At 40.7% G+C, this 15820-nt stretch carries 12 protein-coding genes; 9 read left to right on the top strand and 3 right to left on the bottom strand.

What is annotated here, in order from left to right; translation table 11 throughout:
• Nucleotides 1–473: 473 nt before the first annotated feature.
• The 3 genes from I5907_RS03070 to I5907_RS03060 all read right to left on the bottom strand — a co-directional run bounded on the left by I5907_RS03070 (nucleotide 474) and on the right by I5907_RS03060 (nucleotide 4641).
• Nucleotides 474–1790, bottom strand: coding sequence for a MutS-related protein (locus I5907_RS03070; protein WP_196989258.1), 1317 nt, complete (start codon nucleotides 1788–1790; stop codon nucleotides 474–476).
• A gap of 71 nt (nucleotides 1791–1861) precedes the next feature.
• Nucleotides 1862–3199 carry a dihydroorotase gene (locus I5907_RS03065; RefSeq protein WP_196989257.1) on the bottom strand — a complete coding sequence of 446 codons (1338 nt, stop codon included), beginning with the start codon at nucleotides 3197–3199 and terminating at the stop codon, nucleotides 1862–1864.
• A 227-nt stretch (nucleotides 3200–3426) separates the two neighbouring features.
• On the bottom strand, nucleotides 3427–4641 hold the full coding sequence (locus I5907_RS03060) for a bifunctional 3,4-dihydroxy-2-butanone-4-phosphate synthase/GTP cyclohydrolase II (RefSeq protein WP_196989256.1): 1215 nt from the start codon (nucleotides 4639–4641) through the stop codon (nucleotides 3427–3429).
• Between the two features lie 371 nt (nucleotides 4642–5012).
• On the opposite strand from I5907_RS03060, the gene I5907_RS03055 reads away from it, so the two are divergent.
• The 9 genes from I5907_RS03055 to I5907_RS03015 all read left to right on the top strand — a co-directional run bounded on the left by I5907_RS03055 (nucleotide 5013) and on the right by I5907_RS03015 (nucleotide 15469).
• Entirely contained in the window at nucleotides 5013–7568 is a 2556-nt protein-coding gene (locus I5907_RS03055) for a PIG-L family deacetylase (protein ID WP_196989255.1), read from the top strand.
• A 2-nt stretch (nucleotides 7569–7570) separates the two neighbouring features.
• Nucleotides 7571–7735 (top strand): hypothetical protein, encoded by a 165-nt coding sequence (locus I5907_RS03050; protein ID WP_196989254.1) that lies wholly within the window; start codon nucleotides 7571–7573, stop codon nucleotides 7733–7735.
• Between the two features lie 185 nt (nucleotides 7736–7920).
• Nucleotides 7921–8106 (top strand): hypothetical protein, encoded by a 186-nt coding sequence (locus I5907_RS03045; RefSeq protein ID WP_196989253.1) that lies wholly within the window; start codon nucleotides 7921–7923, stop codon nucleotides 8104–8106.
• Nucleotides 8103–9836, top strand: coding sequence for a sodium:solute symporter family protein (locus I5907_RS03040; RefSeq protein WP_196989252.1), 1734 nt, complete (start codon nucleotides 8103–8105; stop codon nucleotides 9834–9836). Before I5907_RS03045 ends, I5907_RS03040 begins: the two co-directional genes overlap by 4 nt.
• A gap of 126 nt (nucleotides 9837–9962) precedes the next feature.
• The gene (locus I5907_RS03035; protein ID WP_196989251.1) at nucleotides 9963–10655 is read left to right on the top strand and encodes a LytR/AlgR family response regulator transcription factor; all 693 of its coding nucleotides are present in this window, start codon (nucleotides 9963–9965) and stop codon (nucleotides 10653–10655) included.
• Between the two features lie 15 nt (nucleotides 10656–10670).
• Nucleotides 10671–12869: a response regulator gene (locus I5907_RS03030; RefSeq protein ID WP_196989250.1), complete on the top strand. Its 2199-nt coding sequence runs from the start codon at nucleotides 10671–10673 to the stop codon at nucleotides 12867–12869.
• 295 nt (nucleotides 12870–13164) lie between these two features.
• Entirely contained in the window at nucleotides 13165–13599 is a 435-nt protein-coding gene (locus tag I5907_RS03025) for a hypothetical protein (RefSeq protein WP_196989249.1), read from the top strand.
• On the top strand, nucleotides 13596–14510 hold the full coding sequence (locus tag I5907_RS03020) for a hypothetical protein (RefSeq protein WP_196989248.1): 915 nt from the start codon (nucleotides 13596–13598) through the stop codon (nucleotides 14508–14510). Before I5907_RS03025 ends, I5907_RS03020 begins: the two co-directional genes overlap by 4 nt.
• A 152-nt stretch (nucleotides 14511–14662) precedes the next feature.
• Nucleotides 14663–15469, top strand: coding sequence for an AAA family ATPase (locus tag I5907_RS03015; RefSeq protein WP_196989247.1), 807 nt, complete (start codon nucleotides 14663–14665; stop codon nucleotides 15467–15469).
• The last annotated feature ends 351 nt before the right edge of the window (nucleotides 15470–15820 follow it).

The following is a 15820-nucleotide window of genomic DNA, read 5'->3' as shown; positions in this document are numbered from 1 at the left end:
TTTGCTTTTCTAAAAGTATAACCATTGGGAGCTGGATAAAAAAAGAGGGGCTATTCGGAAGAATGCCCCTGAAATTAATAATTGGCTGACGAGGCCAATAATTGAACCAGCAAATCACTACGACAAGAATGTCCGTGATTTTTCCCCTTCAAGTGTAAATTCTAATATTTTAACCTAAAACAATGTTTTAGCTTTTACAGACATTATGGCTTTCAAAAAGGTGTAGCAAGGGCCTTTGGTTTTAACCTGCAGGTTAGCGTGCTACTGCGTAGATCTGTTGTATTAGTCCCACAAGTATCTTGACAGCTCAAAAGTAAATTTTGGGATATACAATGAATTATTAATTCGCCGAAAACCCGTTTAAAACCGCTGAAGCGGGTTAAACGGTCTGTGAGGGTAAAATTAATGTATATAAATAATATATAATAATATGTTTTACAACATTTAAAATAATCTTATAAAAATTGATATGTTTAAAGTTGCTCAAGCATTTTTACAACTCCTTCATTTACAAGAATTAGATAACCAAGCCGATCATTACTGATTCCTTCTTTTAACTGGTAATTAAAAGTAAGTTGCCCTTCTTCAGCTTTCGTTTCAAAGAAACGAAACTGGATATTCCCGTATTTTTTCAGGTCTTCACCTATTTCGTAAAGGTGGGTGGAAAGAATAAACAGGGTATTTTTCATTTTGCGCAAACCTTCTATTACAACAGTACTGCACTTCATAGCGTCCTGTACATTGGTGCCTTTAAAAAGTTCATCAATCAGGATCAGCCATTTACGTCCGTCTGAAATTTTCTCCAGTGTTTTGTGTATGCGCTGCACTTCGTTGAAGAAATAGCTTTCACCTTTTATAATATTGTCTGCGACTTGTATATTGCTTAACAAGCCATCAAAAAACGTTAGGTGCATACGTTTTGCCGGAACGCCCATACCAACATGAGCCAGGTAAACGGAAACACCGACAGCTTTTATGAATGTACTTTTCCCCGCCATGTTGGCGCCCGTAAGGAATAAGAAATTTTCTTTTTGGGTAAGGTCAATATCATAGGCTACAGGCGTTGGAAGCAACGGGTGATAAAGCTGTGTAGCAGATAGCTCGGGCCTGGCCGCTTCTTCAAAATGGGGAAACACGAAATTAAATTTGCTGCATGCCTTTGCCATACTGTAAAACGCATCCAGCCTGCTGTAAAGTTCAATCATCTCAAGGCACTGGCTCTTGAATTCGTACTTAAGGAAATGACCCAGGATTAGTACTGTCCTTCGTTTTAATTTCTTCGAAGCGTCATGTTCCGCTATGTGTTGAAATATTGGTCGTTTAAGCAGTGCATCAATTCTTTCCAGAATTGTGGCCAGCTCTGCCGGGTTTTGTTCTTCCCACAGCAAATTCCTTATTTGCGTAATGCCTTTAATAAAATTTATAAAATGGCCAACTGTATAGGTTATGAGTGAGTAATCGGGTGCACTGATAAGTCTGTACATCATTGCGCTTACCGGGTCTGGAGATTTTGGTATACTGTCAACAGCAGATTCGAAATACTTTTCGATAACCATTACAGTACCATTATTAATTGTTTCCGGCCACAGGTCTATGACGTTGATGATTCGTTGAACAAGTTCTTGCCGGTTATGGATCAGTTGTATGCTTTCAAGTGGTCTTTCTATATAAAATCTGAGCCAGGCTCTGCCACCAATAGTTCTTGTAAAATCAAGCCGGTAAAATACTGAAAGTTCTTCTTCATGGGCAAAAATGGACAAATCGTTAAGCGTGGTATTGTCTACATTCATTGTAAATCATTCTGGGAATATGGTAAAAAATGGCAAACACTGTTTTAGAGAAACTGTAGTCATGCAACAGATTACCTGTCAAATTTCATGCGCATACCCGTATATGATTCATCAAACATGTTATTTCCATAAACCATGTGGCCGTTTACAAAAGTATTGGTAACAGAAGCCGGAAAAGTAAAACCCTCAAGCGGGCTCCAGCCACATTTGTACAATATATTTTCTTTCTTTACCGTGCTGCCTTTATCCATATCAACCAAAACAAGGTCTGCATAGTAACCTTCCCTTATAAACCCCCGCTCTTTAATCTGAAAGCATTTGGCCACCGCATGGCTCATTTTTTCTACCATTTTTTCGAGTGTCAGTTTGCCCTGCTTTACATAGTACAACATTAAAGGCAATGAATGCTGTACCAACGGCAGACCTGCATGCGCTTTTTCATAAGGTTCATTTTTTTCTTCCCAGGTGTGCGGGGCGTGATCTGTGGCAATTATATCAAGGCGGTCATCCAGCAAAGCGGGCCATAGAGCTTCTCTGTTAAACGGGGCCTTGATAGCAGGATTACATTTTATTTTGTTGCCAAGTGATGAATAGTCGTCTGCTGTAAAATGCAGGTGATGCACACACACTTCTGCGGTTATTCGTTTTTCTTCAAGCGGGATCATGTTGGTAAAAAGCTGTAATTCCCTTGCTGTGCTAATGTGCAGAATATGCAGCCTTGAACCATGTTTCTTGGCAAATTGGATAGCTTTAAATGAGGAGGAGAAGCAGTTCTCTTCATCTCTTATTACCGGGTGGTCTGCGGGCTCCAGCACTGCTTTTTCAGCCTTTAAATTTGCAAGATTTGCTTTTATTATTTCCTCGTCCTCGCAATGGGTGGCAATCAATATTTCAACACCACCAAAAATATTATCAAGTACCAGGGTATTATCTACCAGCAGGTTGCCGGTAGACGAGCCCATAAATATTTTTACACCGCATACATCCTTTTTTTTATTGTTGGTTTTAAGCACTTCCTCCAGGTTATCATTTGAGGTACCCATAAAAAATGAATAGTTTGCAAGCGAAGTTTTGGAGGCTATGGCGTATTTGTCTTCCAGTAGTTCATGTGTAAATGCGGGTGGTTGTGTGTTGGGCATTTCCATAAAGCTCGTTACGCCACCGGCTACTGCTGCTTTTGCCTCTGTGTAGATGGTTGCTTTGTGTGTTAAACCGGGCTCCCTGAAATGAACCTGGTCATCAATAACACCGGGCAGCAGGTGCTTGCCTGTGGCATCTATTTCGGTTACTGCAAAACCTGTTTGAATGGCCGGTGCAATTTGTTCTATTCGTCCGTTTTTTATTAACACATCTCCATGGTTAACGGAGCCTTCATTAACTATTGCTGCATTTTTTATAAGGTAGTTCATATTGTAAGGTTACTTACTTTTTAGTAAATAAAAAACCCGTTTGATTTTGTATCTAACGGGTTTTATAACACAATTGAAGTTATGTAAAACTGTTGGATTATTTGTTGCTGCCGATGACGCAAAATAGTATGCGCTGTGGTACCTGCGGAGCTGCTGCAAAAAGACTTACCGTACAAGTGAGTGACACAACAGGCGATGCCACATGCACCGCTGCCGGCGGCCAAATACTATAAATGACTATCGTCTGATAATATTTCGTGACCCAGTTTATCTCTCTTTGTCTGCAGGTATTTTTCGTTGTGCGGATTTGGCTTAATGTGCATGGGCACAATATCGATTATCTCAAGTCCGTAGCCTTTTAAACCTGCACGTTTTTTGGGGTTATTGCTCATGAGGCGCAATTTGGTAATACCCAGCTGGCGGAGTATTTGTGCACCTACACCGTAATCACGATCATCCATGCCAAAGCCCAGTTTCAGGTTGGCTTCTACGGTATCAAGACCTTCTTCCTGCAGTTTGTAGGCACGCAGTTTATTCATAAGGCCGATACCGCGGCCTTCCTGGTTCATATACAATATGGCACCTTTGCCTTCATCCTGTACCATCTGCATGGCTTTGTGCAGTTGTTCCCCGCAATCGCAGCGGAAACTTCCCAAAATATCGCCGGTAAAACAGCTGGAATGTACCCGGGTGAGAACAGGCTCATGCTCTTTCCATTCACCTTTTATCAATGCCAGGTGCTCGCCGCCGGAAATCTTTTCTTTGAAAGCAACCAATTTAAAATCCCCGTATTTGGTTGGCATATCTACACGCACCACTTCCTCAATGAGCGAGTCTGACTGAAGCCGGTATTCAATAAGGTCTTTGATACTGATAATCCTGAGGTCAAACTTTTTAGCGATTTCCATCAGTTCGGGCAGCCTTGCCATGCTTCCATCTTCATTCATGATTTCTACCAGTACGCCTGCCGGCTGCATGCCTGCAAGACGTGCAAGATCTACGGTGGCTTCGGTATGTCCTGTTCTGCGCAGTACACCGCCATCTTTGGCCCTTAACGGAAAAATATGCCCTGGCCTGCCAAGGTCGGCTGGTTTTATAGACGGGTTGATAAGTGCCTGCACTGTTTTAGATCTGTCATGTGCACTGATGCCTGTGGTACATCCGAAACCAATAAGGTCCACACTAACGGTAAACGGTGTTTCGTGAATGGCGGTGTTATTATGTACCATCAGTTCAAGCTGCAATTCATCTGCACGCTGTTGTGTAATGGGAGCACAAATAAGGCCGCGGCCATATTTGCTCATGAAATTGATTATTTCGGGAGTAGCATTTTCCGCCGATGTTACAAAGTCGCCTTCGTTCTCACGATCCTCATCATCTACGACTATCAGTAGCTTACCTTTCTTAATATCCTCAATCGCACTTTCGATGGTATCAAGCATAGCAAAAATTTAGACAGCAAAATTACAGCTAATATCAATCAACACACACATGTTAGGTTTTCGAATGCAGTAATAAATGAAAAACCGTTATGTGTTATTATTGCCCGCCGGCACAGTCAGCGGTTTAATATGGTTACCAGCTGCAGTTTTTCATAGCATCACCTGTTGTGTCACTCACTTCAGCGGTTGAAACAATATTGGGCAACACGATGCATGGTTGCAAGCCTGTTACTATCTCTAAAAGCTGCCGGTGCTGACGGTATTCTATATTATCCGTTAAAAAAATTACTGCTGCGCAATGTTTTTGCAAAGCCGTTACAAACAACATTTCTTACGCTTATCTTCGTCAGCGCACAAACCGGCCATTGAATATGAAGCAACTTTTACCACTGCTAATACTGTCAGTAATTTCATGCTATAGTTTTCCAGCCCATGCACAAACACCACCCGCTTATAACAGTGCAGATATTTACCTGCAGCTCAAAAAGCTCAATGTGCTTGGCAGGGTATTGTATATAGCTGCCCACCCCGATGATGAAAATACCCGTTTGCTGGCGTACCTGGCAAAGGAAAAGCAATACAGAACCGGTTACCTCAGCCTCACAAGAGGCGATGGAGGGCAAAACCTCATTGGCGATGAACAAGGCATTGAGCTCGGCCTCATACGCACACAGGAACTACTGGCGGCGCGCAGAACAGACGGAGCCGAACAATTTTTTAGCAGGGCCTATGATTTTGGCTTCAGCAAATCATCGCAGGAAGCGATGGAAATATGGGGGCACGACAAAATCCTGAGTGATGTGGTATGGGTGATCCGCAACTTTAAACCAGATGTTATCATAACCAGGTTTCCCGGAGACGAAAGAGCGGGGCACGGCCATCATGCGGCTTCAGCCATACTGGCTAATGAAGCTTTCAAAGCAGCCGCAGATGCTACCATGTTTACGGAACAGTTTAAGTATGGCGTACAGCCCTGGCAGGCCAGGCGCATATTGTGGAATACCTTCAATTTTGGCACAACCAATACAACCGCAGAAGACCAGTTTAAGCTGGATGTGGGCACTTACAGCAGCCTGCTGGGCAAAAGTTTTGGAGAAATTGCAAGTGAAAGCCGCAGCCAGCACAAAAGCCAAGGTTTTGGTGTGCCCAGGCAAAGAGGACAGGCATTCGAATATTTTCTTACCACCGGCGGTGATGCCCCAAAGACTGATTTACTGGATGGTGTAAATGTAAGTTGGAACGCTGTTCAGTTTGGTGAAGGTATTGAGAGAATGGTGAATAATATTATTGCGGGTTATAGCTTTGATCACCCTGAAAAATCGATAGATAGCTTGCTGGTTTTGTACAACCTGTTACAACGTGGCGGCAACAGCAACGGTGCAAAATCGCAGGCAGAACACCAGGAAAGTATGTATTGGTACAAACGTAAAGCGGAAGACGTAAAACAAATTATGCTTGCATGCAGCGGGCTGTTTGCAGAAGCCACCACCAAAAATGAGTATGCAATTTTGGGAGATAGCATTAAAGTGGATTTTAGTGTAAACAAGAGATCTGCTTCGGGTATAAACCTGGTGGGTATCAGATTGAATAAGTTCGACACAACGTTGAACAATGCTTTGCCTGTTAATCAGAATATATCATTAACCAAAGCATTTTTTGTTCCGGTAAATGATACAGCTACCCAGCCATACTGGCTTGTAAACCCAATGCAGAAAGGAAGTTTTACGGTTAACGATCAAACGTTGATTGGTAAAGCTGAAAATGATGGTAACTATATTGCAACATTTATATTCGATATAAAAGGAACAAGGCTGTTTGTAGATAAAAAGGTGCAGTATAAATATACAGATCCTATAAAAGGAGAACTATATGAACCTCTTGTTATAATACCACCCGTTATCGTTGCTGTAAACCCACCGGTGGTACTTACCAATATAAAAAATGAAAGCAAGGTTGGTACAAGCCCTGTAATAAATATTCAATACAAAGCAACTATTACGGCACCTGCAGTTCCGGTTACGATAAACGTTAACAAGGGCGCGGATATTCTTTTTAACAAAGACACTACGGTCAATTTTACGGCAGGGTCTGCTTACAATTTCAAAATGCCTTTAGATGCAAAAACCGGCCGCTTAAATGGTGATAACATCAACGTTGATGTGTTTGCAGGCGTTAATGGAAAGAAAACCTTATACAAAGATTACCTGCGTACCATACAGTATGATCATATTCCGCATATACATTATTTCTACCGTGACAATGTAAAAGCCATTAACGAAGAAATAAAAATTGTTGGCAAAAACATTGGCTATATTGTTGGGGCAGGAGATAAGGTGCCGCAGGCATTGCAGCAAATGGGCTACAATGTTACTTTTCTTGCAGAGTCTGCCATTACAGATGAGAACCTGAAACGGTTCGATGCGGTTATTGCCGGTGTGCGTGTTTACAACACACAACCATGGATCAACAGTAAGTACGATGTATTGATGCGCTATATACAAAATGGCGGCAACTACATTGTGCAGTATAATACTGCGAATTTCATCAGCAGTGTTGCCGATAAAATAGGGCCTTACCCTTTTACGGTAAGCCGTACAAGAGTAACAGACGAAAACGCAGAAGTAACAATAACACAGCCAGGCAGCAGCGTGCTCAACTATCCTAATAAAATAACGCCTGCAGATTTTAAAGACTGGATACAGGAGCGAAGCATTTACCAGGCAGAAAAGCAGGACGCGCACTATGAAGCGCCGCTAACCATGCATGATGCAAACGAAACGACAACAAACGGAAGCCTTATTATAACAAAGTATGGCAAAGGCAACTTTGCTTACACAGGGCTGGTATTTTTCAGGGAGTTGCCCGCAGGCGTTGCCGGGGCATACAGGCTAATGGCTAACCTGATTGCATTGCCACAAAACAACTAGATATGGATGATAAAACAAAAACAGGCAGAAGACGGGTAAGTATCTTGTTTCTTGTTGTGGTGGGCGTTGCTATTGGCCTTGTCATTAAAAATGTACGTGCCGGTTTAATCATCGGGTTGGCTATTGGCTTACTAGCCGGCCGGCTTGCCATAAAAAGAAGTAAATAATGGGCCGGGCAAAAGTACTGCTATTGAGCTTTGTTGCGTCGCACTCTTGTACGTCTGCAGCAATGGGCGGCAGTGCGAAGATCTCAGCAAAGTTTGGGTTCATATTTAGAATATGTTGTACACTTTGTTATGAACCGGATCAGAAAAAAAGAACGCCACAGTTGCCATAAAAGACAGGCGTACAAGTGAGTGACACAACAGGCGATGCCACAAAGCGCTATTGCCGGTTAACAAAAAAACTTGCCATACACATGCAGCAAAAAGAAAAAGCACCTTTACTGGGCTCCTGGAAGCGGTGGTACCTGTTGCTGGTAATGGTATTGGTGCTACTCATCATTTTTTTTAGCTGGTTTACCAAATACTTTTCATGAAGAGTTTCGATTGGATAGTACTTATTCTAACGCTTGCCGGTATTGTGCTGTATGGGTTATATAAAAGCCGTACAAGCAAAAACCTGGAAGGTTATTTTCTCAGTAACCGCAATATGAACTGGGGCCTGGTGCTGCTGAGCATTATGGGGACACAGGCCAGTGCCATAACTTTTCTTTCTGCACCGGGACAGGCCTTTACCGATGGCATGCGTTTCGTGCAGTACTATTTTGGCTTACCCATCGCTATGATCGTAATATCGGTAAGCTTTGTGCCTATTTTTAATAAGCTTAAAGTCTTCACTGCCTATGAATATCTTGAACAGCGCTTTGATCTGAAGACCAGGACGTTTACCGCTGCCATGTTTCTTTTGTCGAGAGGCTTTAGTACCGGTATAAGTGTGTATGCACCTTCTATTATTCTTTCTTCTTTATTTGGTTGGGATATTTTCTGGACGAACATTTTTATGGGCGGGCTGCTGATCATTTATACCGTAAGCGGTGGTGCAAGAGCTGTTGCTTATACACAGCAGCTGCAGATGATCATCATTTTTGCTGCCATGTTTATTGCGGGCTATTATATAGTACATAATATGCCTGATACAATAAGCTTTACCGACGCACTGAGTGTTAGCGGCGCATCAGGAAAGCTGAACGTAATAACAACCGGCGTTAATGAAAATGGTTTTGAATGGAAGGACAGGTTCAATATTATAAGCGGTTTAATTGGTGGCTTTTTTCTGGCACTCTCTTATTTTGGTACAGATCAAAGCCAGGTAGGCAGGTATCTTACTGCTAAAGACAATACGGAAAGCAAGATTGGTTTATTGATGAACGGGCTGGTAAAAATACCTATGCAGTTTTTAATTTTATTATTGGGTGCATTGTTGTTTACCTACTACCAGTTTAACAGCGGGCCAATATTTTTCAATAACGCGGTTAGCGAGAAGGTCTACCAAACCAGCTATGGCGATAGCCTGAAGCAACTGGAAAGAGAGTTTGCTGTAATTAACCGCAACCAGGCCAGTATATCGGCAGCTTATCTCGACGCTAAAGAGAGTAGTGAGGCCAATACAGGATCTTTAAAAGATAGCCTGGTAAAACTAAATGCCGGTGCCAATGCCATACGTGAGCAATACAAGGCGGTATTAAAAAAGGCTGACCCTTCTGTTGATACAAACGACACCAATTATATTTTTCTTCGTTTTGTGGTAGATACATTGCCTGCAGGCCTGGTCGGGCTGTTAATAGCAGTTATTTTTCTTGCATCGTGGGGTTCAATAGCCGCAGCGCTTAATTCTTTGGCATCCTGCACCATGATCGATTTTTACTGCAGGTTCCGGTACAAGAATGCACATGTAGACGATACAAAACTGGATGAAGAAAAAAAATACAGGCTTTCAAAATGGTTTACCTTTTTATGGGGACTCTTTTGTATCGTAATTGCTGAGTTTTCTACTAATATGGGTAGCCTGATACAGGCTGTTAACGAGTATGGTTCTCTCTTCTATGGTGTAATACTCGGTATTTTTCTTGTTGCTTTTTACATGAAAAAAATAAAAGGAAGTGCTGTTTTCTATAGTGCTCTTATTGGTGAAGTTATTGTTGTAACCCTTTACATTCTTGATAAAACAGGCGTTATTGGTTTCAGCTTTTTATGGCTGAATGTAGTAGGCGCAATGGCTGTGGTATTGATTAGCTACCTGGTGCAGGCCGCTGTAAAAAAGATTTAGCGCCACATTTATTCCCACACTTAATTATTTACTTTCCTGTAAACCCGGTTTATCTTTTTATATTACATAAAAAAATAAATTAAATAAATTTGTATCTATCGAGCAAACACCAAAATTATCATGCTTATGAATTGCCTTATTGCTGACGATAATGAGTTAGCGCTGATTATGTTGAATAGTCTTATCGGGCAGGCAAAAAATCTTACAGTTGTATCTAAATGCAGGTCATCTATAGAAGTATATGAATACCTGCAAAATAGCCATGTAGATATTGCTTTTCTGGATGTGGAAATGCCGGGAATGACTGCGATTGAACTTATAAAGGCTTTGCCCGTAAAACCTGTAGTAGTGTTATTAACTGCTAACCCTGCTTATGCGGTAGATGCTTACGAGCTCAACGTGGTAGATTATATAGTAAAACCTGTAACGCTGGCCCGTTTGTTACAGGCTATAGAAAAAGCAACAGCATGGATCAATAAAGAAAAGCAGGAACCGCCTAAGCAGCATGAACAGGCTTTTCTTTTTATTAAAGAAAAAAGTGTGTTGAAGAAAATTATATTGAATGATATACTGTTTATCGAGGCAATGGGTGATTATATTAAGATTCACTGCGCAGATAAATGGTATACCGCCAATAATTCTCTGCGGGCTATGGAAGAAAAATACGGGCACTATTTCCTGAAAGTTCACAGAAGTTACCTGGTAGCAATGAACAAGATTGAAAGTATAGACGAAAACGTTATACATATTGGTAGGAATAATATACCGGTAGCAGAGTCTTTTAGAAAAAAGTTAATGGAAAAACTGGATCTTATGTAACACCTGTTTATAAAGATGAAATCTTCAAAAAATATCCGTCTCCCCTTCTTCTTTGTAACGAGCCTGTCAATGGCCTTGATGGCAATTATTATTTATGCGCGATACCAGGCAGACAAAAGTATCACCAGTTTGCGGAAAGGAAATTTAAATGCGGTAAATGTATTCAAGGTACACGTGTTGAGAGACGAAATTATTGATGGCATTTACACCATCGACTTCGGTATAGCAAACCTGAATGCCACAAAAGATGCTACAAACCTGAAAGACACTTTAGAAAAAATAAAAACAAATTTACCGCTACTCGATAGCCTTATTGCCATAACAGAAAGCGAATCCACCGGCAGAAAATTTATAAGGCTGGTAAATGAAAAGGTTAAGTCATATAATGCTATCTTGTTAGACACTTATTCACCGCAGTCACTTCAAAATTTTAATGCCCGTACAGACCTGTTAACAGACAGCATATATTTTTCTGCTATAGAACTCGAAGATAAACTAAGCGATTACCTGCAGAAAAATATTGCCGATAACGAAAAGCTGGCCATCAAAGTTTCGCAGATAGACCTCCGTTTAACATTTATAATCATCGGCGCAATCGCAATATTGGCTACAATTATTATACTGCGCCTGCTGCAAAACTTTCAATTGTTAAAAGCATTTTATGCAGAACGGCTCGAAGCAGAAAAAGCGGCAAGGGTGAAAGAACAGTTTCTCGCAAACATGAGCCATGAAATAAGAACACCTATTAATTCCGTAGTTGGTTTTACCAACCTGTTGCAGAAAACTGACCTTAAACCAGAGCAACAGCAATATGTAAGTTTAATAACAACGGCCGGGCAAAACCTGTTATCCATTGTAAATGATATACTCGATATATCAAAAATTGAAGCGGGCATGTTACATTTCGACAAAAGCCCATTTTCAATTCGGGAAGTATGTTACAATATAGAGATGCTTTTTCAGCACAAAGCAAAAGACAAAAAGCTGTTCCTTAAAACACATGTTACAGATGATGTGCCCGAATTACTGTTAGGAGACAAAGAAAGACTTACACAGGTATTGATGAACCTCACTTCAAACGCGGTAAAATTTACCGCTGCAGGCGGGGTATACATTAATGTGCGTTGTAAAAAGTTTAGCACAAACGACGTTACGTTAGGTTTTGAAGTAAAAGATACCGGGATAGGAATAAAAGAAGACAAGCTAAACGTGATCTTCGAAAGGTTTGAGCAGGCAGAAACAGATACCACCATCAAATACGGTGGCACAGGCCTGGGGCTTGCAATTGTAAAAAGCCTTGTAACCATGCAGGGCGGAAAACTCAATGTACTTAGCGAAGAAGGAAAAGGTTCTGTCTTTGAATTCGAGATCAATTACGAGATCTACAAGCAAAAGAATCCCTCACCTCCCGCAACGGGCTCAGAAGTAAAAGCTGTTTTGATACCCCATCCTGCTTTCGAAGGAAAAACAGTACTCGTAGCAGAAGACAACAAAATGAACCAGCTTTTACTTAAAAAAATATTTCAGCAATTACAACTCAAGGCAGCTTTTGCTACAGATGGCGCACAGGCTGTAGAGCTGTTAAAGAATCACCATTATGATCTTGTATTAATGGACATACAAATGCCTGTAATGGATGGCTACACCGCCACACAGGAAATCAGGAAAACATTACAACAAGCTATTCCCATTATAGCAATGACTGCAAAAGTTTTACCGGGCGAAAAAGAAAAATGCATTGCCGCTGGTATGAATGATTACATATCCAAGCCAATAGACGAAACCAGTTTTTATAACGTACTTGTTAAAACACTGTCTGTTGGTACAGCCAGGCCAGATGCACCATGTTTTATAAGTACAGACTATCTCAACAATATGTTAGCGGGTGATACCCAAAGCCTCATAGAGATAATGTCACAGTTTATTAAGCAATATCCTCAGGAAATTCAGTTGCTTGCAGCAGCCATTAATGAACATGATTATGATAAAGTAAAACGACTCAGTCATCTGATGCAAACCACCGTAAGAACCGTAAGTAATGCAAGCACCCTGTACCCGCATTTACTCAATATTGAAAACGCTGCAGCGGCAGAAAATACAGAAAGCATACAGGAATCTTTTGCAGCCATAATATATACCGAACCTTTTGTTATGCAACAGGCAAGGGATATCCTCGCAAACGCATCAGGCAGCATAAAAAGCAACTTTGTATGATCAGGTGACCAGCTATAGCACTACTATTAAGCTTTGGTTGTGTCACTCACTTGTACTTTCAGCACTTTATTGTACACTGCGGCAACAGTCACGGGCATGTATTCACAGCCTCGCAAAAAAATGAGAACTGTATACAGGAAAACAACACCAGAATTCGAAAAACAAAGCAGGTTTCATATAAAAGCGAAGCCTTTTAGAAAAATGATAAAAAAAGGCACTACATATTATAAAAAAATATTTTATATCCTAAAAAAAATGACTTCTTTTGCAATGACCGATCTTATAAAGCTGCTAAATGATATCACGCTCAAACATAACCAGTGTCTCTCTTAGTAAAGCTGGAAAAGTAATCAGCAGTAAAATCTTTATATCTCTCTGGCTTATCTGGACAGCCTTTATCGCAGGCAGCATCTTTTTATTATTAACCAATAACGGCTGGGCCATCCTCACAAAGAAAAGGTTTAAACTAAGCAAGGTAGAAGCTATAACAACAGGGCAACAGGAAAAAAATAATAAAGGAGCATTTGTATTGGTTGTGCGCAATAAAAAACTAACCCTCACCCGTTATACCGCTTATGTTGACAAAAATCAGGGCGATAGAAAAAACAATGTTACGACCGGTAACCCTAATGAATCCTCACCTTCTGAAATAGATACAGACCAAAGCAACAACAAAAACATTGAAGAGAAAGAATCAGATTTCTCAGTAAAAAGAGTTCCATTCCAATGACCAATTTTGCAAGTATTATAAGGCAGGCATGTATTGTCTGCGCGTGTATTTATTTTACGTCTTGTTATAGTGCCAGGCGGGTAGCAGTGGAAAATGCTGTCAAAGACGCAAGGCAAAACCTTTTTGAAGAATCAGATCTTTTAAAAGAAACGTTCAGGAAAAGAGACCGTGCAATGGGAGAGGAACGAATTGATACGACTATTAGCAACAGGGTAAACTTGCGCCTTCGCCGGTATATTGCTGAAATGGATTCAATCAACAGTGAAATAATTGCGCTCGAAAAAACTTTAAACAATAAAAAGACTTTCAGAAGAACGTATAGCGATAGCATTAAATTAAAGCTCGAACATCTTGAGCTGCGTAAAAAGGAAAATGCACTAAGGCTAAAACGCTTTAAAATGCTGAATGAAGCGCTGGATATTTCAAGGCAAAATCCCTTCGACCTTGCAGCTTTCTTTGGTTCAGGAAAATATACTATACCACAGGAAAAATACAAACAGGCCATCAGTCTGTTTGCACCTGCAATTGATTCACTGATCCATTTTTCCAATAAGTATGCAGATATGCCCCGCACGTCTACACTTGTGGTAAATGGTTATGCAGACGGGCAGGCAATAGATACTTCTTCTGCCTTATACGCAACCTTACTTAGGTATCTTGGTAAACCCGATGCGGGCAGGTGGGAGCTAAACCTGGCACTTTCAGAATTGCGGGCCGCCGAAATCAGCAAGGTAATGGAGCAATTGCTGGAAAAGAAAAAGTCAGCTTTTGTAAATCATAATACGATCAACTTTAATTTTTATGGCTACGGACAGGGGGAAACGTACCCCAGTAAAAAAATATCAAACTACCGTGAAGATGATGAGCGCCGAAGAATAGTACTGGTATACTGGAGTGTTATTCCTGATTAAAGAAACGCCCTGCACTTTGCAGGGCGTTTTTGTTACCGGTATGCAAATGTTAAAATTATAAAAAACGTGCAGGCAAACCACAGTGGTTTACGAATATCATCGTAGTTTTATACGAACGAATTCGTAATATAATAAACTATAAAACCAAAAGAATGAGAAATGCATCCATTTATTCGAAAAGCTTGCTGGTGGCTTGCCTGCTTATCACTGTTATTGGTGCTCTTGCATGGCAGACAGATGATAAGAAAAAAAATAAAGGCTCCGCAAACAAAATACAACGAGACACTATTATACCCCGGCGATATGATTATGATTCGAATGAATTTAGAATAAAAGATCTTGATATTGCGCTGGACAATCTTGATATTGGCCTGAAGGAATTGAATGACGGTTTAAAAGATCTGCATATAGATATTGCCAAAACGGTAAAGGAAGCTATGGCTTCGATAGACCTGGATAAAATAAGCCGGGATGTAGAGATCGGGTTATCCAAAGTAGATTTTCAGGAGATTGAAAAAGAAGTTGAGAGAGAACTTAAGAATATTAACCTCGGGGAAATAAAGATCGAGGTACAAAAATCTTTAAAAGAAGCTCAAAACGAAATCAAAAAAATTGACAAGCAAAAACTTCAAAATGAAATGAAAGAACTTCAGATCACCTTGAATAAAAATGAATTAAAAGCCGACATTGACAAAGCAATGCAGGATGCGCGAAAAGAGATTGAAAAGGCAAAACAGGAAATTAAGGACTTAAAATCATTTACATCGGCACTGGAGAACGATGGACTGATTGACCGCAAAAAAGGTTATACGGTTGAGTGGACGAAAGACGGAGATTTGATCATTAACGGTAAACTTCAGCCAAAAGAAGTGGCTGATAAATACCGCCGTTTTTATAAAAAAGATGGCTACAAAATTAAGATAAGACCGGATGATGATCTTGAAATTGATGGTTTATAAAATAACAGGCCACCTGATACTTATCATTTAGTATTAATATCTCAGGCAGATCGTTAGCGCCGGAAGATGGATTGTGTTGCTGTACGAATGTTTGAAAGCCTGGATAACCGTTCTGCGTACTATTAAAATAAGCGCCCGGCGTTGCCGGGCGCTTATTTTGTAACCGTTATACAATCTTTAAAGTATAACCGGCAGGACAGCTACTCTTAAAACAACCGTATGTATAACCACGCCCTCTGCTGCCATAAAAGAGGAACCCTGAAGTGAGTGACACAACAGGCGATGCCCAATGTACAGCAGTTGGTGCACAAACATTACTATAAAACATGCCGCGGGTTATTGATTCAATAT

Source organism: Panacibacter microcysteis, from assembly GCF_015831355.1.
Lineage (GTDB): Bacteria > Bacteroidota > Bacteroidia > Chitinophagales > Chitinophagaceae > Panacibacter > Panacibacter microcysteis.
The sequence above is the reverse complement of the archived record's forward strand: the minus strand, read 5'-3'. Positions and strand labels throughout refer to the sequence as shown.